The organism is Synechococcus sp. W70.1, from assembly GCF_047461515.1.
GTDB lineage: Bacteria > Cyanobacteriota > Cyanobacteriia > Thermostichales > Thermostichaceae > Thermostichus.
This window is the reverse complement of record NZ_JANSHH010000032.1, coordinates 14,622-36,283: the sequence shown is the minus strand read 5'-3', so window position 1 is coordinate 36,283 and position 21,662 is coordinate 14,622. Positions and strand designations below refer to the sequence as shown.

Sequence of the window (21,662 nt, the reverse complement as noted above, 5' to 3'; positions counted from 1 at the left end):
GCCTGCATGTCTCGCTACACAGGACCCCGCTTGAGGATCATTCGCCGTTTCGGAGGGCTTGACCTGCCTGGCCTGACTCGCAAGCGCCCCAAAAACACCAACCCCCCAGGTGTGCATGGGGCGGAGCGCAAGAAAAAGTCTGAATACGCCATCCGCCTAGAAGAAAAGCAAAAAGTCCGCTTTAACTACGGGGTAAGCGAGCGGCAGATGATCCGCTACATGCGCAAGGCACGCCGCTCCAAGGGATCTACGGGGCTAGCTCTGCTGCAGCTTCTAGAGATGCGTCTGGACTGCATTGTGTTTCGCCTTGGCATGGCCCCGACGATTCCGGCGGCGCGGCAGTTGGTGACCCACGGCCACATTGAAGTTAACGGCCGCAAGGTAACCATTCCCAGCTATGAGTGCAAGGTGGGCGATGTGATTACAGTTAGGAACAAGGAGTCCTCCCGCAGGCTGGTGGCTGCCTACGCCGAGTACCCAGGGCTGTTTTTGCCGGATTACCTGGAGTTTGACAAGGAGAAGCTGCGCGGCCGCATTAAGGATCTGCCTTCGCGCGAGCAAATCTGCGCGCCCGTCAACGAGCTGTTGGTAGTTGAGTACTACTCCCGCAAGCTCTAGGGATCCCTAGAGGCTGCCGATGGCCCGCCGCAGCTGGGTCAGAGCACGGTTGTAGGCAATCACCGCATTGGCAAGATTGCCCCGAGCAGTCGTGAGGGCGGCCTCGGCGTTGATCACCTCTGTCTGTGTGCCTACACCAGCCTGAAGGCGCAGCCGTGCTAGCCGCAAACTTTCTTCTGCCGAGGCGATTGCCACTTTGGCCGTCTCAATCCGTTCCCGGCTAGAGCTGAGGGTGAGGAAGGCCTCTTCTACGCTGCGTTGAATTTCATTCCGAGTGCCAACGAAATTGCTCACAGCCGCCTGCCTGTCGATCTCGGCTTGGCGAGCCTGGGCCTCCGCCCTTCCCCCATCAAACCAGGTCAAGTTAAAGTTAGCGCCAACCGAATAGCCGACATCGAAACTGTTGCGGTCGGCCCTAAAATCGTTTGCCGCGTCGAGACTGGCGAACAAACTAATTTGGGGACCGTTGCTGGCTTGGGCTAGGCGCAGCCGAGCTTGGGCTTGCTCCAGCTCTCGGCGCTGGCGCTCCAGCTCTTGACGCTTGGCAAAGGCAGCAACAATGGTTTCCTCTAGGCTCAGATCCCACTCTCCCATCGGCTCGACAGGCTCTTCAGCCAGCACATCGGTGGGACTGGGAAAGTTCAGCAGTTCGGCCAGGCGGCGACGACTCAGTTGTTGGTCGTTTTGGGCTGCCAGCAGGGCTTGTCGGTTGTTGGCCAATTCAGTCTCTGCCTGGAGGATCTCGAAGCGGGTACCCACACCGGCCCGTTCGCGGGCTTGGGCATCCCGCAGGGTGGCTTCAGAACTAGCAACCGCAGCCTGGCTAATGGCCACGCGGGCATCAGCGCTCTGCAGGTCGTAGTAGGCGTTGGCCACCGCTTGTTTCACTGTCTGCAGGGTTTGCTCGAGCTGCAGTTGGGCAACGCGCAGAGCTTCCTCAGCAAGCTTCAGGTTTTGCGCCCTGACCCCGTTGTCGAAGGCTGTGTAGTCTAGCCGCAACACGCTGGCCGAGAGGGTATGGGATGGGCGGCTGGGCCCGCTGCCGGGGGCAGGAGGTTCGCTGTACTGGTAGTTGACGCGCGTGGAGAGGGTAGGGGCAAAGGCTGCTTGCGCCAAGGCCACGCCGGCTTCAGCCCGTTTGACGGCTAGCCTTGCTTGCTGTACTGCCGGGTTTTGGGCAACGGCAATCTCCAGCGCCTCTTGGAGAGATAGGCCCTCCCTCCGCTCAATACGCACCTCCAAAGGGGATTGAGGCGCCACTAATTCTTCCGCTCTGGTGGCCCCCTGCGGGACTGGGGGGGGAGTAGCAGGGCGGGCTCCGGGAGGAACAGAGAGGGTGGGAGGCAGGTTGGGAGTGCGGATGGCTCGGCTATCTAAGAGGAGGGAGGGGGCAGAGTCAGGCACTTCCGCTTGGGCAAGGGCAGGCAGAGCCCAGAGCAAGTTGACTAGGAGGCCCCAGGAGAGGTGGAACCCTGCTAAGCTTGGCTGGCCTCGAAGACGTTGAGGCCGCCCTTTGACCAGAGGCTGCATCGCTATCGTGCTGTTGCTCTCAAACATACCCACCCGTAGCAAGCAGTATCGCAAAAAAAGGGTGGGCAACAGAACAGTTTTTCGCAAGCCCCGCAATGCTGCCGGCTGAGCCAACTAGGGTAATCGGTGAGTTGTCAACCCAGGGATCCCCCTTCTACAAGCTGGCCGGCCAGCGCACTAGAGGGGCATAGATCCCCTGGAGGGAGGCAAGGGCTTGCTCCCAGAGGGCGTGGGTCAACGACCACCTGTCCAAGCCCATGGCGCCGCACAACAGCAGCAAGTAGAGGTTGGCAAAGGTGAAGAGAGAGGCTGCCCGCTCCCGATCCTGCGGCCTCCGCAACAGCTGCATGGCTTTCCAAACCAAAAGGGATCCCAGCAGCACTGCCGCGCTTAGGTACAAGGATCCCAGTACGTGCAAGGGGTAGACCAACAACAAACTAACCGGAACCACCAGCAGCGCGTAGAGAAGAATTTGAGCGGCAGTTGGCCCTTCTCCTGCTACCACCGGCAGCATGGGCACGCCGGCGCGGGCATAGTCTTCTCGCTTTAAAATCGCCAAAGCCCAGAAGTGGGGCGGGGTCCACAGAAAGATGATGGCAAACATCACCCAGGCGGCCCAGCTCAGCTTGCCCGTAGCTGCTGCCCACCCCACCAAAGGTGGGATCGCCCCCGCAGCTCCGCCGATCACGATGTTCTGGGGGCTGGAGCGCTTCAGCCAGTGGGTATAGACCCCTACGTACACTAGGATCCCTGCCATGGCCAGACCAGCGGCTAGGAGGTTGGTGAAATAGGCCAGTAAGCTGAAGGAGACCAGAGCAAGGATCCCGGCAAACACCAGAGCGTGGCGCGCCTGAATGCGGCCAGCAGGCAGAGGACGGTGGCAGGTTCGCTCCATCAGCCGGTCGATATCGGCGTCGTACACCATGTTGAGGACATTGGCTGCTGCTGCCGCCATCCCACCCCCTAGGAGGGTGACGCCAAACTTGAACGGATCCGTATTGCCTGCCATCCACATGGCGCCAGCCGTGGTCACCAACAGCAAGGCGATGATCTTCGGCTTCACCAACTGGCTATAGCTGCGCAAAAGTTGGCCTAGGCTTGGGCACTGACTAGCCCCTGGCGTGGCGTTTTGGCAAGCGGCTGGGCGGTAGCTTTGAAGGATCTCTGCCATGGAACTACTCACCAGTCATTGCTACAGCCGCAGCCCCTGGCTGAGTGCCAGCCCTGTCTTCTCCCTGCCTAGGGGCACTGTTGCGCAGGCGCCAGGCCAGCACCGTAAAGCCCAGCAAACACCCCAGCAAAGCTGCCCCAACCATCTGGTGGGCTACTGTCAAGGGCTCCACCTGCAGCCGGTAGCGATAGGTGAGAACACCAACCCCCACCTGGGCGAGCAAAAGCCCCACCGACCCATAGCCCAGCAGCTTGAGAATCTTTGAGACCCGCCGCCGACCTGTGGCCGCCGCCACCCCCACCACCGCTAGCGTGGCTGGAGCTACTCCCAGCAAGTGGCTGTTCATGACCCCACACAACTCGCCCGCAGCCAAGCACTGGTGCAGAGCCCATCGCGAGGCCACCAAGGCCCCCAAAAGACTCTGGACATACACCAGCAACACCGCCACCAAACCCAGCCAAGGCAAATAGCCAACTGCAGCTCTCCCCTCCAAGGCCTCCGGCCGAGTAGCGCGAATGGAAGAAGCAAAGCGCGGCAAAACGAGCAACCCGAGGGTGAGCAGCGTGGCAAAAAATAGCAGGCCTGTGCCCAGGTGAGCCGTCACAATGTCAAAACGCAACAGCTCCGTCACTGTCAGCCCGCCCAGGATCCCTTGGGTCACGACCAAGACAAAAGCCCAGCTCAGACCCCAGGGCAGCCAATTGGGCAAGGCCTTGCGCTTCAGCCAGGCAAACCCCACTAGCACCAGCGTGGCCAAGCCCACACCGGCAGCCACCAGGCGGTGAAACCACTCCAGAAACACTTGCAGGTTCATCTGCTCGGTGGGCAGCAGCTCCCCATAGCAGAGAGGCCAGTCTGGACAGGCAAGTCCAGCATTCATGACTCGAGTGGCACTGCCTAGCCCCATCAACAGCCAAGTGGCCGCTGCTAGACCCAGCAGAGCTCGCCCCATGCGCAGAGAAAGCTCCCTCCCTGGCAAGGGAAAGGCCTCCGGCCCGCTGGCGCGAACGGGACAAGAAGAGAGGAGGTGAGATCGAGGAATTGAGGGGTCCATTGCAGCTGAAAAAATACTTCAATCAGATCTGCCTCTAGAGAGGTCAACACTCTGCACTAAAAAGTCAAGACCAACAGCCAATGGTAATTTCAGTTACCGAATTCAGCCTATCTAGCTGCCCACTAGCTGGGTTAGTAGCCACTCAGAGGCAGAGGGGAGGTCTTTCTGCAACGGATTCTAAATGCGGCTTTGCGGTTGGCGAAGGCTTTTTAAGAATTTCTTTGTGCTGAGCTACGCTTCCTCAGTAGACGGCCGCTGTGAAGCTAGGGATCCGGCGCTCCGACCGAGATCCCGAAAAGATCCCTAAGGACAGACCCTTCTCTCCAGCTCCTGCAAGTTGAATGGAAATGAGTACAAGCCTGCTCTGGCTCTGCTGACAGAATCTGCTGGAGTGGGCAGGCAGTAGCAGGGGGAAAAGCAGCTGTGAGTGCCCTCAAAAATATCCTTTTGGTGGGGATTGGGGTTCTGTTAGCCCTAGCCAGCCTCTGGTATGGCCAGAATCACCATCTCCTCCCCGAAGCGGCAGCCAACTCAGCTCCCCTCTTCGATAGCCTCTTCAACAGCACCATCACCATCGCCACCGGCATCTTTCTAGTGGTGGAAGGGGTGCTCCTCTACTGTGTCATCCGCTACCGCAAGCGACGGGGGGAGCACGGCGACGGGGATCCCAGTCACGGCAATGTGCTGTTGGAGATCGTGTGGACAGCAGTGCCGGCTCTGATCATCCTTTGGTTGGGCCTAGCCAGCATAGATGTCTACCAGGCTATTTACGGAGGCACCAATGTGGGCGGGCATATGCACACGGCCATGGGGATGGGCTCTTCCGAGGAAGCCAAGGCAGGGGAGCCGGGCTATGCCTATACCCCTGTGGTGCTACCTGGGAAAGAGATGGGCCAGCCGGATCTGGTCGTTCAGGTGCAGGGCATGCAATACGGTTGGCTGTTTACCTATGAATCGGGCTTGGTGACTAGTGAGCTGCACCTTCCCCTCAACAGGCGGGTGCGCTTGAATATGACGGCCCTTGATGTCAACCATGCCTTCTGGGTGCCGCAATTTCGCCTAAAGCAGGATCTCATTCCAGGCCGAGAGACCCACCTGGAGTTTGTGCCTACCCAGTTGGGGACTTACCCCATCATTTGTGCGGAGCTGTGCGGCCCCTACCACGGGGTGATGGCTACGCAATTGATTGTGGAAAGACCAGAAGACTTCGAGCGCTGGCAGCAGGAGCAACTTTTAGCCGCTCGCGGCGATAGCAGTGCCCTAGCTCTTGCTGCAGATTCTCCCCCCACTCACCATCACCCTCCGGCTGATTCCCCTGCGGCTGCTTCGGCTTTTGCCCAAGTCCACCACCAGCGTTTGGGGGTCTCGCCTGCGGATTTGACCTCTCTCAAACTCCACAAGGACTCCGTCCCGCTGACGCGAACGGGAACAGGCTGAAACTAGGAGCTTTTTTGCCATGACTCAGCTACAGGACAATCCTAGCCTCGTTGCTGCCCCCAGGGGCAGCCTGGATCCGCCTGCAGAACCTTGGTGGCGCTTCTTTACCTTCTCTACGGATCACAAGGTCATCGGGATCCAGTATTTGGTGACCACCTTTTTCTTCTACTTGGTGGGGGGAGCGCTGGCTGTAGCAGTACGAGCCGAGCTGGCTACCCCAGAGGCGGACTTTCTTGGCTTTGAGCGGTACAATGGCGCCTTTACCCTGCACGCCACGATCATGATCTTTTTGTGGATTGTGCCGGCTTTGGTGGGGGGCTTCGGCAATTACCTCGTGCCGCTGATGATTGGGGCGCGGGACATGGCCTTTCCCAAGCTCAATGCAGTGGCCTTTTGGCTGGTTCCGCCTACTGGGATCTTGCTCTTGGCTAGCTTGTTTCTAGAACCCCCATCTGCTGGCTGGACTTCCTACCCGCCTCTGAGTTTAGTTAGCGGCAAGGTGGGGGAAGAGCTCTGGATCCTGAGTATCTTGCTGGCGGGGACGTCTTCAATCCTAGGCGCAGTTAACTTCATCACCACCATCCTGAAAATGCGCATGCCCGGCATGAGGATGCAGGACATGCCGCTGTTTTGCTGGGCCATGCTAGCAGCGTCTGTTCTCACCCTCATTGCAACACCAGTTTTGGCCGGCGCGTTGATCTTGCTGAGTTTTGACCTGTTGGCGGGCACGTCCTTTTTTAACCCCAGCGGTGGCGGGGATCCGGTGGTGTACCAGCACATGTTCTGGTTTTACTCCCACCCGGCGGTTTACATCATGATCTTGCCGGTCTTCGGTATCATCTCCGAGATTTTGCCGGTGCATGCCCGCAGACCTATCTTTGCCTACAAGGCCATCGCCTATTCCAGCTTGGCTATTTGCTTTTTGGGGTTGATCGTCTGGGCGCACCACATGTTTACCAGCGGCACCCCGGACTGGATGCGGGTGTTCTTCATGATTGCTACTATGTCCGTTGCTGTTCCCACGGGGATCAAGGTGTTTAGCTGGCTAGCCACTCTGTGGGGCGGCAAAATCCACTTCCGGTCGGCCATGCTGTTTGGCCTTGGCTTTATCTCGATGTTTGTCATTGGGGGGTTGAGCGGCATTATCCTCGCTTCAGTGCCCCTGGATATTCACGTCCACGATACCTACTTTGTGGTGGCCCACCTGCACTACGTGTTGTTTGGTGGCAGCGTGTTCGGGATCTATGCCGGCATCTACCACTGGTTCCCCAAGATGACCGGGCGGCTGCTGAACGAGTTTTGGGGGCGGGTGCATTTTGCGCTAACCTTTGTCGGCTTCAACATGTGCTTTTTGCCAATGCACAAGCTGGGCCTGATGGGGATGCCCCGCCGCGTGGCCCAGTACGATCCCCAATTTGCCGACCTCAACTGGATTAGCTCCGTGGGGGCCTTTATTCTTGCCATTTCCACGCTGCCCTTCTTGGTTAACGCCATCTACTCCTGGGTGGCCGGTCCCAAGGCCGGAGACAACCCCTGGCAGGCCTTGACGCTGGAGTGGACGACCTCTTCCCCACCGCCCCCCCACAACTTCTACGGGGATCCCATTCTGCTGACTGGTCCCTACGACTACGGCCTGCACAGCAAGGAAACCCTGGATTACTTTGCTGCCCAGTTGAAGAGCTTGCGGGAGCTGGCGTTGGCAGAAGCGGAGACTACCTCTTCTTAGCCAGTGGCTTGCTGGCTGGGTATCCCTATTCCTGTCTTGATCTCGGCTGGCCTGCCCCCATGGTCTTGGGAGGAATTCAAGAAAAGGACTACGTCCCGCTAACGCGAACGGTTTGATTGGGCAAGAATATGCAAGGATCCCTCAGTTCTGATGCTGTGATGCTCGGTCACCCTCAGGCTCACGCCGCTCATGCTGAGCACCCAGATCATCGCGTTTTTGGTCTATTGATGTTCCTGGTAGCGGAAGGCTGTCTATTCTTGGGCCTGTTCATGGCCTACTTGGCCTACAGCCTTACCGCCCCAGTCTGGCCACCGGAAGGGACGCCGGAGTTGGAGTTGCTTTTGCCCAGCATCAACACGGTGATTTTGCTATCCAGCAGCTTGGTTATTCACAAAGCCGGGTTGGCCATCAAGGCCGATGATGTCAAGGGCCTGAGACTGTGGTTTACTCTCACTGCCCTGATGGGTGCCATCTTCCTGGCTGGGCAGCTCTACGAGTACAGCCACCTGGAGTTTGGCCTCACCACCAATTTGTTTGCCAGCACCTTCTATGTCTTGACCGGGTTTCACGGGCTGCACGTGGCAGCAGGGTTGCTGTTTATTTTGGCGGTGCTTTGGCGCTCCCTGAAGCCAGGGCACTACAGTGCCCAACATCACTTTGGCGTCGAGGCCGCTGAGATCTATTGGCACTTTGTGGATGGGGTGTGGATTGTGCTATTTATCCTGCTCTATCTGCTTTGAGTACCGAAGCTCAGAGAATTGTCAGAACTGTCCCTAGACTGAGCAACAAGGGCGGAGAAGTTCAAGATTTCTGGAGAATAGCCACGATCTGAATCAGAGCCTCTTGAAACACTTCTCGCTCTGGCTGACCTTGCTTGAGCTGATATTCCAGTTGTAAAAGTTGCTCCATCACCCCCAGCAGCGCCGAGCTTTTTAGGGATCCCACCTCTTTCTGTAAGAAGTAAACCCGGTTGGGATTGGCGATCTCTGCTTTTTGGGCGATGACTTTGGGATCCCGTTCTCCTTCTTCAAGCAGCAGCCGCACCCACAGCCAGGTGCGGAATTGGCCCACCAAAACCGCTAGAATCTTCAGGGCTGGCTCGTTGGAATCCAGCAGATGGGTCAGGATCTGCAGGGCCCGATCCAAGTTGCCCTGGCGCAGGGAGGCGGCCAGTTGAAAGCTGTTGTAGGCGCTAGCAGGAACCAGGGCCTCGATTTGCTCAGGGGAGATGGGATCCCGTTGGCCTGCCGTAAACAAAGCCAGCTTTTCCAATTCCATTGCCAATCGGCGACTATCGTTGCCCACCGCCTCAGCTAACTTCTGGGCTGCCTCTGGGCTGAGCTTGAGATCCCGCTGCTGGGCCTCGCTGTGTACCTGCTTGAGAATGCCCTCTTCATCCCAGGGGGCCAGTTGGGAAAACTCGCGGACAATGGCCACTTTTTTTAGGAGCTGGGTAGATTTGAGCCGCCCATCCGGCTTGCTGCTAGTGGTCAAGAGCAAATGGGTGGTGGGAGGCAAATAGGCTAACGTCCGCTCCAGTTCTTTGGATAGCTCTTCCGGGCAATGCTGGGTAAGCGTTGTCTCTTCCAGCCAAACCAAGCGGGCATTGGATCCCAGAGGCGGCGTCATGGCCTGGTTAAACCCAGCAAGCGTGGCTTCCGGAGGCAGGCGATCGTAGTTAAAGGCTGCCCAGTTGGGATCCAGCACTTGATCGCGCAGCGCTTGCACCGCCTGCATCAAGCGATAGCTGTCATCCCCCCAGTAAAGGTAAACGGGCATGCCCGCAGATTTCCACGCCTGTGTTCAACCTAACCGACAGCCTGCATTCGATGGGGGGAGCTTGTCCAAGTTTGGGAATGAGTAGAACTCACCCCTATCTTTAGGAAAGAGTAGCTAATGCTACATTCTCGTCGATGCAACATGCGTATAAGTAGGCTGTGCCAGCCATTTCTGTAAAGCAGCAAATTCTGTGTTCCCACTGAGGAAATCTCAAAGGTCCTCATACTAAATTGAGGCCGCAGGAGTGTGTCGAGGGCGATGAAAAACACTGGTGATCTGGAGTTTAAGGTACAGGTTTTGGCCCGCTGCCTGGGATCTGCTTTGGGGCTAGGCAGGCCTCTTCGCGTTCAGATCCACTATCGCGATCTCTACCGAGAGCAATTGAATGAAGGTAAGCTGGAGGCTGGAGTTGGTTTCCTGGTTACCTAAAAGTGAAGGGATCGCAGCTTCAGCCCGTAGTCTCCCCTGTCTAAGCGGCAGATCGCCCTTTCACAGAGGGAGGCGGTAGTAGCTCCAGAAGCCACTTCCTGCTTGGTCTAGCGCGCACCCCATACTGCTTGGTTTCCTAAAGTTCTAGGAGCAAGATCTAGCACTCAGCTTCCCAGTCCCAACTCCCGGAGCTATAAACTCGGAACAAAACTTGGGGTAGGGGTGCCTACCTGCTCAACACAGCAGGGAGCTATGGATCGAGCAAAGCGAGCTTGGCAGGGTTTTCTACTGCGGGATTTCCCTATCGAGTCCTGGTGGCAGGGCAGCTTCTTGGGTCGTTTGTCGGGCTCCCTACGGAGTTGGGGCAAGAGTAGCCTACTTGTACAAACCTCCGACTGGATTGGCTTGGGCTTGGTGCTGCTCTACTGGGTCTTTTCTGCGCAGAGCTCCACTGGCATCCTGGGGCTAATTTTGCTGGCCATGGCCGCTCTGGTGGGCCTGGGCGCTTTGGTGGAAATGCCGATGGGTCTGCCGCTGCACCTGCCCCTGGGCCTTTTCTGGGGAATTGCCACCTTGGCAACCATTCTCTCCCCGGTTTCCTACGCAGCACTGAAGGGCTGGCTGAAACTGACACTTTACCTAGCCGGCTATTTGTTGTTGCATCGTCTGCTGCGCAAGCCCCAGTTCCGGGATTGGATTGTCGGATCCCTGCTTTTGGTCAGCTTGGCGATGGGGGTCTATGGCCTGCGGCAGTACTTTTACGGGGCAGCAGAACTGGCCACCTGGGTAGATCCGGAGTCAGGCTTGGCGGGCCTGACGCGGGTGTACAGCTATCTGCGCAACCCCAATCTGTATGGGGGCTACCTGGTTCCGCTTGTTCCTCTAGGTCTAGCCGCAGTTTTCCTCTGGCCAGGCTGGGGAGTAAAGCTCCTAGTTGGTTTTACAACAGCCGTCAACCTCCTCTGCTTGGTCCTGACCTACAGTCGCGGCGCCTGGATTGGCGGCCTAGCAGCGCTGGGAATGATGGCGGTGCTGCTGGCGCAATGGCACACCCCCCGCCTGCCGGCCCGCTGGCGACGATGGACAGTGCCGACCTTGTTGGGAGGGGGCGCAGCTGCGCTGCTGCTTGCGATCTTGACGGTACGCCCCCTGCGGCTAAGGGTTCGGAGTCTCTTTTGGGGAAGGCTGGATACCAGCAACAATTTTCGTCTCAACGTCTGGGCGGCAGTGTTGGACATGATCCGCGACTTTCCCATCTTGGGGATCGGCCCCGGCAATGTTGCCTTTAGCCGCGTCTATCCCCTTTACCAGCGGGGCAACTTCAGCGCCCTCGGGGCCTATTCCGTGCCGCTGCAACTTACCGTGGAGACTGGCTTGCTTGGATCCCTGGCTTTTGCCTGGTTTTTGCTGGTGCTCTGGGATCACGGCTGGAGATGCTGGAACAGGTTGCTTAGCTCCCGGGATCCCGAGGGCCTGTGGGTGGCCGCAGGCTTAGCGGCTTGCACTGGCATGATGGCCCACGGGCTGGTGGACACCATCTGGTACCGCCCTCAGGTGCAGATGCTGTGGTGGCTGGCGGTGGCTCTCGTTACAGCCAAGCTGGCTTCCTCCAGGACTCAGCCTTCGTCTAATAGTCCCAGAGGGAAGCTCCTCTCGCCGTCCCAAGACTGTATCTGAAGTTACAACTTGCGGGGGATAGCGATGCTAGAAGTGAGCCGAGCTATCTGGGGCAGAGAAAGCAAATGAAGAAGATTGAAGCTATCATTCGGCCCTTCAAGCTTGATGAGGTGAAGATAGCCCTGGTTAATGCCGGAATTGTCGGCATGACCGTAACCGAGGTGCGGGGGTTTGGTCGGCAGAAAGGACAGACTGAGCGCTATCGGGGATCCGAGTACACCGTCGAGTTCCTGCAGAAGCTAAAGGTGGAGATCGTGGTCGAGGATGACCTGGTGGATACGGTGGTGGAGAAGCTAATTGCAGCAGCTCGCACGGGCGAAATTGGGGACGGCAAGATTTTCATCAGCCCTGTCGAGAAAACCATCCGCATCCGCACCGGTGAAATGAACCAAGACGCCCTGTGAAGGAGCTGTTTTTGCAGTCTCTCACCTCAGCCTCATCTTGGCTTGGGAGGTGGCAGGGCGTATCTTTTTGTTGTAATGGCGTTGCCAAAAGTACCGTCTTGCTAGGTGAGTCGAAAAACATGTCTACAATGATGATCCAAAGGCTCAAAGGCCAAGTAGTGCAGCGGCTCTGGCGACCAGCCCAGTGGGGCTTAGCTGCTGCGCTGACGATTTCCCTGGTTTTTCTACTTGGTCAGGAGAGCGCCTTCGCTCAGGAGGCCGAAGCTGTCCAGAAAAACGCCAACACCATCTGGACACTGGTGGGGGCAGCCTTAGTGTTCTTCATGCAAGCTGGCTTTGCCATGGTGGAGACGGGCTTTACCCGCTCCAAAAATGCTGCCAACATCATGATGAAAAACCTAATGGACTTCTGCATGGGCTGCTGCGCCTTCTGGTTCATTGGGTTTGGCCTGATGTTTGGCCAGAGTGGCGGCTTCTTCGGCAGGAGCTGGTTTGCTTTTAGCTGGCAGCAAGCCCACGAAGCAGGGGACTGGCCTTTTACGTTCTTCGTCTTTCAGATGGTCTTTGCCGCCTCCTCTGCCACCATCGTTTCCGGGGCCATGGCGGAGCGCACCAAGTTCGTGGCCTACCTCATCTACTCTGTCGTCATCTCTGGGCTGATCTACCCCATCTCGGGGAGCTGGGCCTGGAATGGCCTGTTCGGCGACTACAACGGCGGCACCAAGGGCTGGTTGGAAAACCTGGGCTTTATCGACTTTGCCGGGTCAGGGGTGGTGCACCTGGTGGGAGGCGCTGCCGCATTGGCCGGGGCAATGGTGGTTGGCCCTCGCATTGGCAAGTATGGCCCTGACGGGGAGCCGCGGGCAATTCCTGGGCACAACCTGCCCCTGGGGATGCTGGGGGTGTTCATCCTCACCTTTGGTTGGATTGGATTCAACGCTGGCTCGACCACCGCTGCCAGCCCTGATGTTGGCTGGATTGCTATGAACACGCTGCTGGCAGCTTCGGCAGGAGCCATTGGCGCGATGATCACCTGCTGGGTGCATTTTGGCAAGCCAGACATGACCTTTGCCGCTAACGGCGTGCTGGCTGGCTTGGTAGGGATCACCGCTCCTTGCAACACCGTCCACCCGCTGGGAGCTTTGATCATTGGGTCGGTTGCCGGGATTCTGGTGGTGATCTCGGTGGTGATCTTGGATACGGTGCTGAAAGTTGACGACCCGGTGGGCGCCATTTCAGTACACGCTACCTGTGGCCTCTGGGGGCTGTTGGCGGCAGGGATCCCTTGGTTTGCCCATGCCGAGTCAGGAGTGACCTGGGCGCAATTTGGGGTGCAGGTCGTGGGGGCTCTAGCCTATTTCTTTTGGCCCTTTATCACCTGCTTGATCCTGTTTTTGATCCTCAAGGCAACCGTTGGCCTGCGCACCAGTGCCGAAGAGGAGCTGGCCGGCTTGGATGTGGGCGAGCACGGTAACGTGGCCTACCCGGATTTTGTAAGCGCTGCAGCCAATTTGGAGCAGCCTTGAGGCGGGGCCGAGGGTTGCTGTGCCGGCAATCCTGAAGGGGGCCAAGGGAGGCCCCCCCTTGCTTTAAACTGGAAGGCGGCTCGATGTTCTTGCAACTTCATGCACCTCTTGATCCCGGCGGCCGGCAGTGGCAAGCGGATGGGGGCGACAGTCAACAAGCTGCTGTTGCCGCTTTTGGGCCGGCCAATTTTGGCTTGGACGCTGGAAGCTGCAGCTCGGGCCTGCTCCATTGAGTGGATTGGCATTCTCTGCCAGCCCCACGACTGGCCAGCCATCGAGGCCATCGTAGCGGCAGTTGCTCCGGCCAAGCCAGTACAGCTTCTGGTGGGAGGGGCCACGCGGCAGGAGTCGGTTTACAGGGGAGTTGAGTATCTCTATAGCCTGGGAACGGTAGAACGGCTGCTGATCCACGATGGAGCCCGCTGCCTGGCTACGCCGGCGCTCTTTGATCGCTGCAGCGCTGCCCTACAGCAGGTGGATGGCTTGGTTGCGGCGATCCCTGTCAAAGACACGATTAAAGTGACCGAGAGCGGCCCCAAGGGGATCCAAATCCAAGCGACGCCAGAGCGCAGTCGACTGTGGGCAGCGCAAACGCCCCAGGGCTTTCGCCTGCCGTTGCTGTGGCAAGCCCATCGGGAGGCCCTGGCCCAAGGTTGGCAGGTAACTGATGATGCGGCTCTATTCGAGAAGCTGGGTTGGCCGGTTTACATCGTGGAAGGGGAGGAGTCCAATCTCAAGCTGACCACTCCCTTGGATATGCTGCTGGCAGCCCAAATCCTCCAGCAGCGTCTCGTCCCAGCCCCCTAGCTCCTACTGTTAGGAGGCACGCTGCGAGAGTAAAGAAAGAGAGTCAATGCCCAAGTCACCTTCGCCCTACTGGCCTGTCCACATTGTTGGCGCTGGCCCCGGGGATCCAGAGCTCATAACCCTGCGCGGCCAGAGAGTCCTCTCGCAAGCAGATGTAGTCTTCTACGCCGGATCTTTGGTGCCAGAGGGAATGCTAGCCCACTGTCGCCCTGGGGTTGAGGCCATCGACACGCGCTCCCTTACCCTAGAGACGTTGCTGCCGCAAATTGTGGAACGGGTCAAGGCAGGGCTGCGGGTGGTGCGGCTGCAGGATGGGGATCCCTGTCTTTACGGCGCTCTACACGAGCTGCTGGTTCGGTTGGCTGAGGCAGGGATCCCCTTTGAGATCGTGCCGGGGGTGAGCGCCTTTCAGCTAGCAGCGGCTCGTCTAGGGGTAGAGCTGACGGTGCCGGAACTGGTGCAGACCATCATTCTCACCCGTGCCAGCGGCCGGACGCGCGTGCCGGAAGCAGAAGCTTTAGCCAGTCTAGCGGCTCACCGCGCCTCTTTGTGTCTGTACCTGAGCGCCCGCCACGTGGAACGGGCCCAGGCGGATCTCCTAGCCCACTATCCCGCCGATACCCCCGTTGCCATCTGCTACCGTTTGGGGTGGCCGGACGAGCAGATCTGGCTGGGATCCCTGGCGGAGATGGCTGCCCTTAGCCGCCAAGCTGGCCTAGAGCGCACGGTGCTCTATCTCATCAGCCCAGTGCTGCGGGGCCTGGCAGGAGGTGGCTCGGCTCGCTCGCGGCTCTACAGCCCTGACCACGCCCACCTCTTCCGCCCCAAGCTTCGCCACTAGACTCCCAGTCAGGTAGCTTCCCGCTCTGGCTAGGCGGGAAGGTGTACACTGGGTGCGGGCGTAGGCTGCCTCGAGGGAGATGCGGACTTTTCCTTCGCCGGAGGTGCTTCGACGGCTGCCAGCAGGGGCTGCCGATGGAGCCATCATTCTCGGCACGTTGGTTCTCCTGGCGGTAGTGGCCCAGGTGGGGGCAGGGGCTTTTGAGCAGTTTCAGCCGCCAGCTGTGGTGCCCCGAATCGACTTGGATCCGCGCAAGCTGCCCTACTATGCCGCCCGCTCCACCTTGCGCATGTTCATTGCCCTCGCCTTCTCCACTCTTTTCACCCTGATCTACGGGTACGTAGCTGCGAAAAGTCGCTGGGCAGAGCGAATTTTGATCCCCTTGCTAGACATCCTGCAATCAGTGCCGGTGTTGGGGTTCCTCTCCATTACTGTCACTGGCTTCATTGCCCTTTTTCCTGGCAGCTTGCTGGGACTGGAGGCGGCTTCTATCTTTGCCATCTTCACCAGCCAGGTCTGGAACATGACCTTTTCCTTCTACCAGTCCCTGCGCACTTTGCCGCAAGAGCTCGTGGAAGCTGCTACCCTGTATCGCCTCTCAGGCTGGCAGCGCTTTACCCAGTTGGAGCTGCCGGCGGCAATGGTCGGTCTCATCTGGAACGCCATGATGAGCTTTGGCGGGGGGTGGTTCTTTGTGGCCGCTAGCGAGGCCATTAGCGTGCTCAACCAGGAGTATACGCTGCCGGGCCTGGGATCCTACGTGGAAGCCGCCATTCAAGCCGAGGACTTGCCCAAACTGGGGTGGGCGATCCTAACCATGGCAGTGGTGATCCTGCTGGTGGATCAGCTCTTCTGGCGGCCTCTGGTTGCTTGGTCAGACAAGTTTCGCCTGGAACAGAGCGCCGGGGCGGCTGTGCCGGAGTCCTGGCTGTATGATCTGCTCACCACCGCCCGGATCCCGCGGCTAATTGGCAGGGGGTTTTCCCCTTTGGCAGAGGGGGTGGATCGGCTGTTGGCCTACCTGACCCGCCCCCGCTGGGGAGATCCCCTCAGCCCCGAGGCTGAGCGGCGCCGTGAGCGGCTATTGACCCGGCTCTCCTGGTTGGCTGTTGGCGGCCTTGGGGTTTGGATTGTCTATTTCGTATCCACCACCGTCGGCTTTGGGGAGGTGATGCTAGTCTTTGGCCTGGGGATCCTCACGCTGCTGCGGGTTAGCGTGCTCTTGGCTTTAGCCACTGTGGTCTGGACGCCAATTGGGGTGGCCATTGGCTTTAATCCACGCCTAGCGAAGCTGCTGCAGCCAGTGGTGCAGTTTCTAGCAGCTTTTCCGGCCAATTTTCTTTTTCCCTTTGTCACATTGCTTTTCATCCGCGCCCAGATCAGCATTGAGTGGGGCAGCATTTTGCTGATGTCTCTGGGAGCGCAGTGGTACATTCTCTTTAACTCCATTGCCGGCGCCCAGAGCATCCCCACCGATTTGCGAGAAATGGCTATGAATTTGGGTCTGCGGGGATGGAAGCTCTGGCAAAAGCTGATCATCCCAGGGATCTTCTCCGCCTGGGTCACTGGAGGAATAACAGCTAGCGGCGGTGCTTGGAATGCCAGCATTGTCTCCGAGATTGTAACCTGGGGAGCGAAAACTCTAAAAGCTACGGGCCTAGGCACCTACATTGCCGAAGCAACTGCAGGGGGAGATTGGCCCCGCATTACCTTGGGCATTGGCATGATGAGTCTGTTTGTGGTAGGCATCAATCGCCTCTTCTGGCGGCGGTTGTATCAATTGGCAGAGGAAAAATATCACCTTTAGTCTTTATCAATCTCTTTATCAATCTATGAGCTCGGCAACTTCCCCTGTTTTGATTAAGGTTGAGAACGTCTACAAGCGCTTTCCTTTGCCCGAGGGCAAGGGAGAGTTTACAGTCTTAAGCCAGATTGATTTGGAGGTGCGGGCAGGGGAAGTCTTGGCTCTGCTGGGCCGCAGCGGCAGCGGCAAGAGTACCCTGCTGCGCATCATGGCAGGCTTGATCCCCCCTAGCCAAGGGCAGGTGTGGAGCAATGGCCGACCCCTGCGCGGCCCCAACCCCGACGTGGCCATGGTGTTTCAAAGCTTTGCCCTTCTGCCGTGGCTGACAGTACAAGAAAATGTGGAGCTGGGGCTAAAAGCGCAAGGGATCCCGCGCGAGATCCGGCGGCAAAAGGCTCTCAAGGCCATCGACCTGGTGGGGCTGGATGGATTTGAGAATGCCTACCCCAAGGAACTCTCGGGGGGCATGAAGCAGCGAGTGGGCTTTGCCCGCGCCTTTGTCTTGGAGCCGAAGGTGCTTTTCATGGACGAGCCCTTCAGCGCCCTGGACGTGCTGACAGCGGAGAACCTGCGGGGGGAGATCGACGAGCTGTGGAACACCCACGCCTTTCCTTCTCAGAGCATTCTCATCGTGACCCACAACATCGAAGAGGCGGTGTTTTTGGCGGATCGGGTAGTGATCCTGGGCTCCAAACCAGGGCGGATCCGGGGAGAGGTGAAAATCGACCTGCCGCGACCCCATGAACGTACGGATCCCCGATTTAAGTCCCTGGTGGACTACATCTACGAGATCATGACCAATCCGGAGATCCCGGTAACCAGTGAGGTGGCTGTCCCCAGGGCCCCCTCTCCCTACGCCTTGCCCCTACCCCACGCGCGGGTGGGCGGCATCAGCGGTCTGCTGGAGCTCATTGTGGAATGGCCGCAGGCAAGAGTGGAAATTGCCGAGCTGGCTGAACGGCTGCAACTGGCAGTAGACGACCTGCTGCCGATTCTGGATGCAGCAGTGCTGTTGGGCTTTGCCGAGGTAACCGGCAGGGTGGTCCAACTCACCGAGATTGGCCAAGACTTTGCCAACACCACCATCCTGCGCAGCAAGGATCTCTTCCGGCAACAGCTACTGGCACGGGTGCCCGTGTTCCGCAGCATCCTGCAGACTCTGGAAGAAAAAAACAGCCGCTCCATGCGGGCGGACTTCTTCTTGGATCTCTGGGACGAGCATTTCCCGCATGAAGAGGCCGAGCGGCAGTTTGCCACTGCCATTGACTGGGGCCGCTATGCAGAGCTCTTTGAATACGATGCCTCAGAAGACCGACTCTACCTGCCGGAGCCAGGCGAGAGTTCCTCTGCGCAATAGCCCGTTGGCCTCAACGTTCCCTCTGAGCCTTTGTTAGATTTCGGAAAGTCCCGAAATTCGGTGATAGGATCACAGCACGCTAGAGGTATCTGGGGGCTCCCCTCCTCAGAACCTGATCTGATTCGTACCAGCGTAGGCAAGCAAGCACCGGAGTTAGGCCATGCGCAGCGAATGGGTGGCCCGCCGTCGTGGGCAAGCAAACGTTACTCAGATGCACTATGCCCGCCAGGGCATCATTACCGAAGAGATGGAGTATGTGGCTCGCCGGGAGCAGCTGCCCCCGGAACTCATCCGCTCGGAAGTAGCTCGGGGTCGCATGATCATCCCCGCCAACATCAACCACACCAACCTCGAGCCGATGTGCATTGGGATTGCTTCCCGCTGCAAAGTCAACGTCAACATCGGCGCTTCCCCCACCTCTTCCAGCTTGGCTGAGGAACTGGAAAAGCTAAAGTTGGCCATCAAATACGGCGCCGACACGGTTATGGATCTGTCTACCGGCGGCGGCAATTTGGATGAAATTCGCACGGCCATTATCCAAGCCTCGCCGATTCCTGTCGGCACGGTACCCATCTACCAAGCTCTAGAAAGCGTCCATGGCAATGTCGAAAAGCTTTCAGAAGAGGATATTTTGCACATTATCGAAAAGCAGGCTCAGCAAGGGGTGGACTACATGACCATCCATGCTGGGATCCTCATTCAACATTTGCCGCTGGTGCGCAACCGGCTAACGGGCATTGTTTCTCGCGGCGGCGGGATCCTAGCCCGTTGGATGTTGGTCCACCACAAGCAAAATCCGCTTTATACTCGCTTCCGCGACATCATCGAGATCTTCAAGAAATACGACGTTTCCTTTAGCCTGGGCGATGCCTTGCGACCAGGATGCTTGCACGATGCCTCTGACGAGGCCCAGATGGCCGAGCTAAAAACCCTGGGCCAGTTGACCCGCATGGCCTGGGAGCACGATGTGCAGGTGATGGTGGAAGGGCCAGGGCACGTGCCGATGGATCAAATTGAGTTTAACGTGCGCAAGCAAATGGAGGAATGCGACGAGGCTCCCTTCTACGTCTTGGGACCTTTGGTTACTGATATTGCTGCCGGCTACGACCACATCAGCTCTGCTATTGGGGCGGCCTTGGCCGGTTGGTATGGGGCGGCAATGCTTTGCTACGTCACCCCCAAAGAACACTTGGGTTTACCCAATGCAGAGGACGTGCGCAATGGCCTCATTGCCTACAAGATTGCCGCCCACGCTGCGGATATTGCCCGCCATCGGCCTGGGGCCAGGGATCGCGACGATGAGATGGCTAGAGCCCGCTATAACTTTGATTGGAATCGACAATTTGAGTTGTCCCTAGATCCAGAGCGAGCTCGCGAATACCACGACGAGACCTTGCCGGCAGATATCTACAAAACGGCAGAGTTTTGCTCGATGTGCGGGCCTAAGTTCTGCCCCATGCAAACCAAAATGGATGCAGAGGCCTTAGACGAACTAGAGCGCTTCTTGGCCAAGCAGCCAATGGGATAAGCGCCGGTTATCTGCATAGGAGCAAGGTTAGCTCTGTATCAAACAGAGTTCCCCGTTCCTGGGGAGAAGGGGATCCCCTGCGCAGGCTATGCTGGGCTATAGGGATTGAGCAGGGAGGAGGATATGGCACTTAGGCAACTGGGACATGTTGCCATCCGTGTCGGAGACGTCTCCAAAGCGGTAGAGTTCTACGAAAAGTTGGGGATGGTCAATGTCTGGAAGGATCCCGACTGGGCCTACATGAAAGCTGGGGACGACGGGCTGGCGCTGTTGGGTCCAGGCTACCGGGCGGCAGGGCCCCACTTTGGCTTTGTCTTCAGCACTAGGGAGGAGCTGGAGGAGCACCATCGGCGCCTGCAATCCCAGGGGATCCCGGTGGGCGAGATCCACACCCACCGAGATGGCACCGCCTCCTTCTATGGCAAGGATCCCGATGGCAACCTGTTTGAATTTGTCTACGAGCCGCCAGGCACTTTTGACCGAGCCAAGGCCAAGACAACGGAAGCAACTGCTTGAAACGGTGGCGCAAACTCTGGAAGTAGAGATGGTGGGAGGCCTCAGTTTTCTCCCACCTTTTTGCTGAGCAGCCCAGCCGCCCAATCCAAAAGATGGTTCACTGCTTCCGCGGTTTGGGCTTCCGCATACAGCCGCAGCAGGGGCTCAGTGCCGCTGCCGCGGATCATCACCCAACTGCCGTCGGCAAGCGTAAACTTGTGGCCGTCTTTGTCGAAATGCTTGATCACCTTCTGTCCCAAAATCTCAGACGGGGGATCCCTCTGCAGCCGTTGGAATAGCTGGGTTTGTTGACTTTGATCCCCTAGGGGCAGGTCGCGGCGCTGGTAAACCGAGCTAAACCTCTCTCGTTCCTGCAAAGCTCTGTAGAGGGCGCTCAGGTCTTGCCCGGTTTCGGTAACGGCTTCGATCAAGTACAGCGCCGAAAGCAGGGCATCCCGCTCGGGGATGTGGCCCAGGTAGCCAATGCCACCCGATTCCTCTCCCCCCAGCAACACCTGGGTGCTCAGCATGCGCTCGGCAATGTACTTGAAGCCCACGGGTGTTTCCGTAACCGGCAGGCCATAGCGCCCGGCCACCTTGACAAACAGCTCCGAGCCACTGAGGGTTTTGACGACTTCCCCCCGCAGCCCGCGCCGCCCTGCCAAGTGGTCGATGAGGATGGGGATGAGCACCTGGGGGCTGAGAAAATGGCCTTGTCCGTCGAGGGCGGCAATGCGGTCGGCGTCGCCATCGAAGACCAAGCCGATTTTCAAGGGGGCAGGATCGGCGGCAATGAGCTGGGCAGAAGCCTGCAGGTTTTGCGGCAGCGGCTCCGGTGAGACTCCGCCAAACAAGGGATCCCGCCGCGCCTGCAATTCAATCACCTTCTCCCCCAACAGCCGCTTGAGGCCACCGGCGCCGGAACCAAACATGACATCCACCCAGATCTTGGCTGGGGAGCTTCTAAGCTTTTCTAGATCCACAAAGCGACTAAGCTGAGCCAGGTAGCCGGGCCAGGGATCCCAGGTGTGAATAGGGGCGCGGGTGGATCCCAGGGGCTGCAGGCTACTCAGCTCCCGCTCAATGGCAGCGGTGACCTCCGGGGGCACAGAGCCGCCAAAGCCACCTTTGACCTTAAGGCCGGAATAGTGGGGTGGGTTGTGGCTGGCGGTAATTACCAGGGCGCCATGGCAGCCCTGCTCTTTGGCTCCCCAACTAAAGGCCGGCGTTGGGGCCGCACAGGCGGAGAGGTAGACGGGGATCCCCAGTCGAGCCACCACCTCAGCTGCGTGGGCCGCAAAGCGTTCAGAGAGAAAACGGTTGTCGTAGCCAATGAGGATCCCTTCCCCAGGATAGGTGCGGGCCAACACCTGGGCGCTGGCTTGGGCGGCAAGGGCCAAGTTCTGAAACGTAAAGCCCTCGGCAATGACTGCTCGCCAGCCGTCGGTGCCAAAGCGAATGGAGTTGCCTGCCATGGTT

Annotated in this window: 19 protein-coding genes; 14 read left to right on the top strand and 5 right to left on the bottom strand. The window is 58.6% G+C overall.

What is annotated here, in order from left to right:
- The first annotated feature begins 6 nt into the window (after window positions 1–6).
- Entirely contained in the window at window positions 7–618 is a 612-nt protein-coding gene (rpsD, locus tag NW808_RS08160; RefSeq protein WP_414395495.1) for a 30S ribosomal protein S4, read from the top strand.
- Between the two features lie 6 nt (window positions 619–624).
- Here the strand turns inward: rpsD and NW808_RS08155 are convergent, their stop codons facing one another.
- From NW808_RS08155 to NW808_RS08145, 3 genes are all read right to left on the bottom strand, one after another.
- Window positions 625–1,878: a TolC family protein gene (locus NW808_RS08155; protein WP_414420871.1), complete on the bottom strand. Its 1,254-nt coding sequence runs from the start codon at window positions 1,876–1,878 to the stop codon at window positions 625–627.
- A gap of 424 nt (window positions 1,879–2,302) precedes the next feature.
- Window positions 2,303–3,319 (bottom strand): heme o synthase, encoded by a 1,017-nt coding sequence (locus NW808_RS08150; RefSeq protein WP_414420870.1) that lies wholly within the window; start codon window positions 3,317–3,319, stop codon window positions 2,303–2,305.
- Window positions 3,320–3,323: 4 nt separating this feature from the next.
- Entirely contained in the window at window positions 3,324–4,373 is a 1,050-nt protein-coding gene (locus tag NW808_RS08145) for a COX15/CtaA family protein (RefSeq protein WP_414420869.1), read from the bottom strand.
- Between the two features lie 423 nt (window positions 4,374–4,796).
- On the opposite strand from NW808_RS08145, the gene NW808_RS08140 reads away from it, so the two are divergent.
- The 3 genes from NW808_RS08140 (at window position 4,797) to NW808_RS08130 (ending at window position 8,276) form a co-directional block, all read left to right on the top strand.
- Complete coding sequence (locus NW808_RS08140; protein ID WP_414420868.1) at window positions 4,797–5,810, top strand: cytochrome c oxidase subunit II; 1,014 nt, start codon at window positions 4,797–4,799, stop codon at window positions 5,808–5,810.
- A 19-nt stretch (window positions 5,811–5,829) separates the two neighbouring features.
- Window positions 5,830–7,536: a cytochrome c oxidase subunit I gene (gene ctaD / locus NW808_RS08135; protein WP_414420867.1), complete on the top strand. Its 1,707-nt coding sequence runs from the start codon at window positions 5,830–5,832 to the stop codon at window positions 7,534–7,536.
- A gap of 128 nt (window positions 7,537–7,664) precedes the next feature.
- Entirely contained in the window at window positions 7,665–8,276 is a 612-nt protein-coding gene (locus NW808_RS08130) for a cytochrome c oxidase subunit 3 (protein ID WP_414410814.1), read from the top strand.
- Window positions 8,277–8,337: 61 nt separating this feature from the next.
- On the opposite strand, the gene holA is transcribed toward NW808_RS08130, so the two are convergent.
- Window positions 8,338–9,315, bottom strand: coding sequence for a DNA polymerase III subunit delta (gene holA, locus NW808_RS08125; protein WP_414420866.1), 978 nt, complete (start codon window positions 9,313–9,315; stop codon window positions 8,338–8,340).
- Between the two features lie 258 nt (window positions 9,316–9,573).
- Here holA and NW808_RS08120 point away from each other — a divergent pair, with 258 nt between their 5' ends.
- The 10 genes from NW808_RS08120 (at window position 9,574) to NW808_RS08075 (ending at window position 20,204) form a co-directional block, all read left to right on the top strand.
- Window positions 9,574–9,744: a hypothetical protein gene (locus NW808_RS08120; RefSeq protein ID WP_414420865.1), complete on the top strand. Its 171-nt coding sequence runs from the start codon at window positions 9,574–9,576 to the stop codon at window positions 9,742–9,744.
- A 252-nt stretch (window positions 9,745–9,996) separates the two neighbouring features.
- Entirely contained in the window at window positions 9,997–11,421 is a 1,425-nt protein-coding gene (locus NW808_RS08115) for an IctB family putative bicarbonate transporter (RefSeq protein ID WP_414420864.1), read from the top strand.
- A gap of 65 nt (window positions 11,422–11,486) precedes the next feature.
- On the top strand, window positions 11,487–11,825 hold the full coding sequence (locus NW808_RS08110) for a P-II family nitrogen regulator (protein WP_414420863.1): 339 nt from the start codon (window positions 11,487–11,489) through the stop codon (window positions 11,823–11,825).
- A 119-nt stretch (window positions 11,826–11,944) separates the two neighbouring features.
- Window positions 11,945–13,351 carry an ammonium transporter gene (locus NW808_RS08105; RefSeq protein ID WP_414420862.1) on the top strand — a complete coding sequence of 469 codons (1,407 nt, stop codon included), beginning with the start codon at window positions 11,945–11,947 and terminating at the stop codon, window positions 13,349–13,351.
- A gap of 99 nt (window positions 13,352–13,450) precedes the next feature.
- The gene (gene ispD, locus NW808_RS08100) at window positions 13,451–14,158 is read left to right on the top strand and encodes a 2-C-methyl-D-erythritol 4-phosphate cytidylyltransferase (protein ID WP_414420861.1); all 708 of its coding nucleotides are present in this window, start codon (window positions 13,451–13,453) and stop codon (window positions 14,156–14,158) included.
- Between the two features lie 46 nt (window positions 14,159–14,204).
- A complete protein-coding gene (gene cobM, locus NW808_RS08095) occupies window positions 14,205–14,999 on the top strand; it encodes a precorrin-4 C(11)-methyltransferase (protein WP_414420860.1) in 795 nt (264 codons plus the stop codon).
- A 79-nt stretch (window positions 15,000–15,078) separates the two neighbouring features.
- Complete coding sequence (locus tag NW808_RS08090; RefSeq protein ID WP_414420859.1) at window positions 15,079–16,806, top strand: ABC transporter permease; 1,728 nt, start codon at window positions 15,079–15,081, stop codon at window positions 16,804–16,806.
- A gap of 25 nt (window positions 16,807–16,831) precedes the next feature.
- Entirely contained in the window at window positions 16,832–18,160 is a 1,329-nt protein-coding gene (locus NW808_RS08085; protein WP_414406133.1) for a nitrate/sulfonate/bicarbonate ABC transporter ATP-binding protein, read from the top strand.
- Between the two features lie 160 nt (window positions 18,161–18,320).
- Entirely contained in the window at window positions 18,321–19,688 is a 1,368-nt protein-coding gene (gene thiC, locus NW808_RS08080; RefSeq protein WP_414395526.1) for a phosphomethylpyrimidine synthase, read from the top strand.
- A 123-nt stretch (window positions 19,689–19,811) separates the two neighbouring features.
- Window positions 19,812–20,204 carry a VOC family protein gene (locus NW808_RS08075; RefSeq protein WP_414406132.1) on the top strand — a complete coding sequence of 131 codons (393 nt, stop codon included), beginning with the start codon at window positions 19,812–19,814 and terminating at the stop codon, window positions 20,202–20,204.
- Between the two features lie 41 nt (window positions 20,205–20,245).
- Here the strand turns inward: NW808_RS08075 and NW808_RS08070 are convergent, their stop codons facing one another.
- A complete protein-coding gene (locus NW808_RS08070; RefSeq protein WP_414420858.1) occupies window positions 20,246–21,658 on the bottom strand; it encodes a phosphoglucomutase/phosphomannomutase family protein in 1,413 nt (470 codons plus the stop codon).
- Window positions 21,659–21,662 lie beyond the last annotated feature (4 nt).

Bases quoted from the DNA above. Each gene is read 5' to 3' on its own strand.
- ctaD (WP_414420867.1), top strand. From the start codon at position 5,830: ATGACTCAGCTACAGGACAATCCTAGCCTCGTTGCTGCCCCCAGGGGC.
- cobM (WP_414420860.1), top strand. From the start codon at position 14,205: ATGCCCAAGTCACCTTCGCCCTACTGGCCTGTCCACATTGTTGGCGCT.
- NW808_RS08090 (WP_414420859.1), top strand. From the start codon at position 15,079: ATGCGGACTTTTCCTTCGCCGGAGGTGCTTCGACGGCTGCCAGCAGGG.
- NW808_RS08085 (WP_414406133.1), top strand. From the start codon at position 16,832: ATGAGCTCGGCAACTTCCCCTGTTTTGATTAAGGTTGAGAACGTCTAC.
- NW808_RS08110 (WP_414420863.1), top strand. From the start codon at position 11,487: ATGAAGAAGATTGAAGCTATCATTCGGCCCTTCAAGCTTGATGAGGTG.
- NW808_RS08130 (WP_414410814.1), top strand. From the start codon at position 7,665: ATGCAAGGATCCCTCAGTTCTGATGCTGTGATGCTCGGTCACCCTCAG.
- ispD (WP_414420861.1), top strand. From the start codon at position 13,451: ATGCACCTCTTGATCCCGGCGGCCGGCAGTGGCAAGCGGATGGGGGCG.
- NW808_RS08075 (WP_414406132.1), top strand. From the start codon at position 19,812: ATGGCACTTAGGCAACTGGGACATGTTGCCATCCGTGTCGGAGACGTC.
- NW808_RS08105 (WP_414420862.1), top strand. From the start codon at position 11,945: ATGTCTACAATGATGATCCAAAGGCTCAAAGGCCAAGTAGTGCAGCGG.
- NW808_RS08145 (WP_414420869.1), bottom strand. From the start codon at position 4,373: ATGGACCCCTCAATTCCTCGATCTCACCTCCTCTCTTCTTGTCCCGTT.
- holA (WP_414420866.1), bottom strand. From the start codon at position 9,315: ATGCCCGTTTACCTTTACTGGGGGGATGACAGCTATCGCTTGATGCAG.
- rpsD (WP_414395495.1), top strand. From the start codon at position 7: ATGTCTCGCTACACAGGACCCCGCTTGAGGATCATTCGCCGTTTCGGA.
- thiC (WP_414395526.1), top strand. From the start codon at position 18,321: ATGCGCAGCGAATGGGTGGCCCGCCGTCGTGGGCAAGCAAACGTTACT.
- NW808_RS08070 (WP_414420858.1), bottom strand. From the start codon at position 21,658: ATGGCAGGCAACTCCATTCGCTTTGGCACCGACGGCTGGCGAGCAGTC.
- NW808_RS08150 (WP_414420870.1), bottom strand. From the start codon at position 3,319: ATGGCAGAGATCCTTCAAAGCTACCGCCCAGCCGCTTGCCAAAACGCC.
- NW808_RS08120 (WP_414420865.1), top strand. From the start codon at position 9,574: ATGAAAAACACTGGTGATCTGGAGTTTAAGGTACAGGTTTTGGCCCGC.
- NW808_RS08115 (WP_414420864.1), top strand. From the start codon at position 9,997: ATGGATCGAGCAAAGCGAGCTTGGCAGGGTTTTCTACTGCGGGATTTC.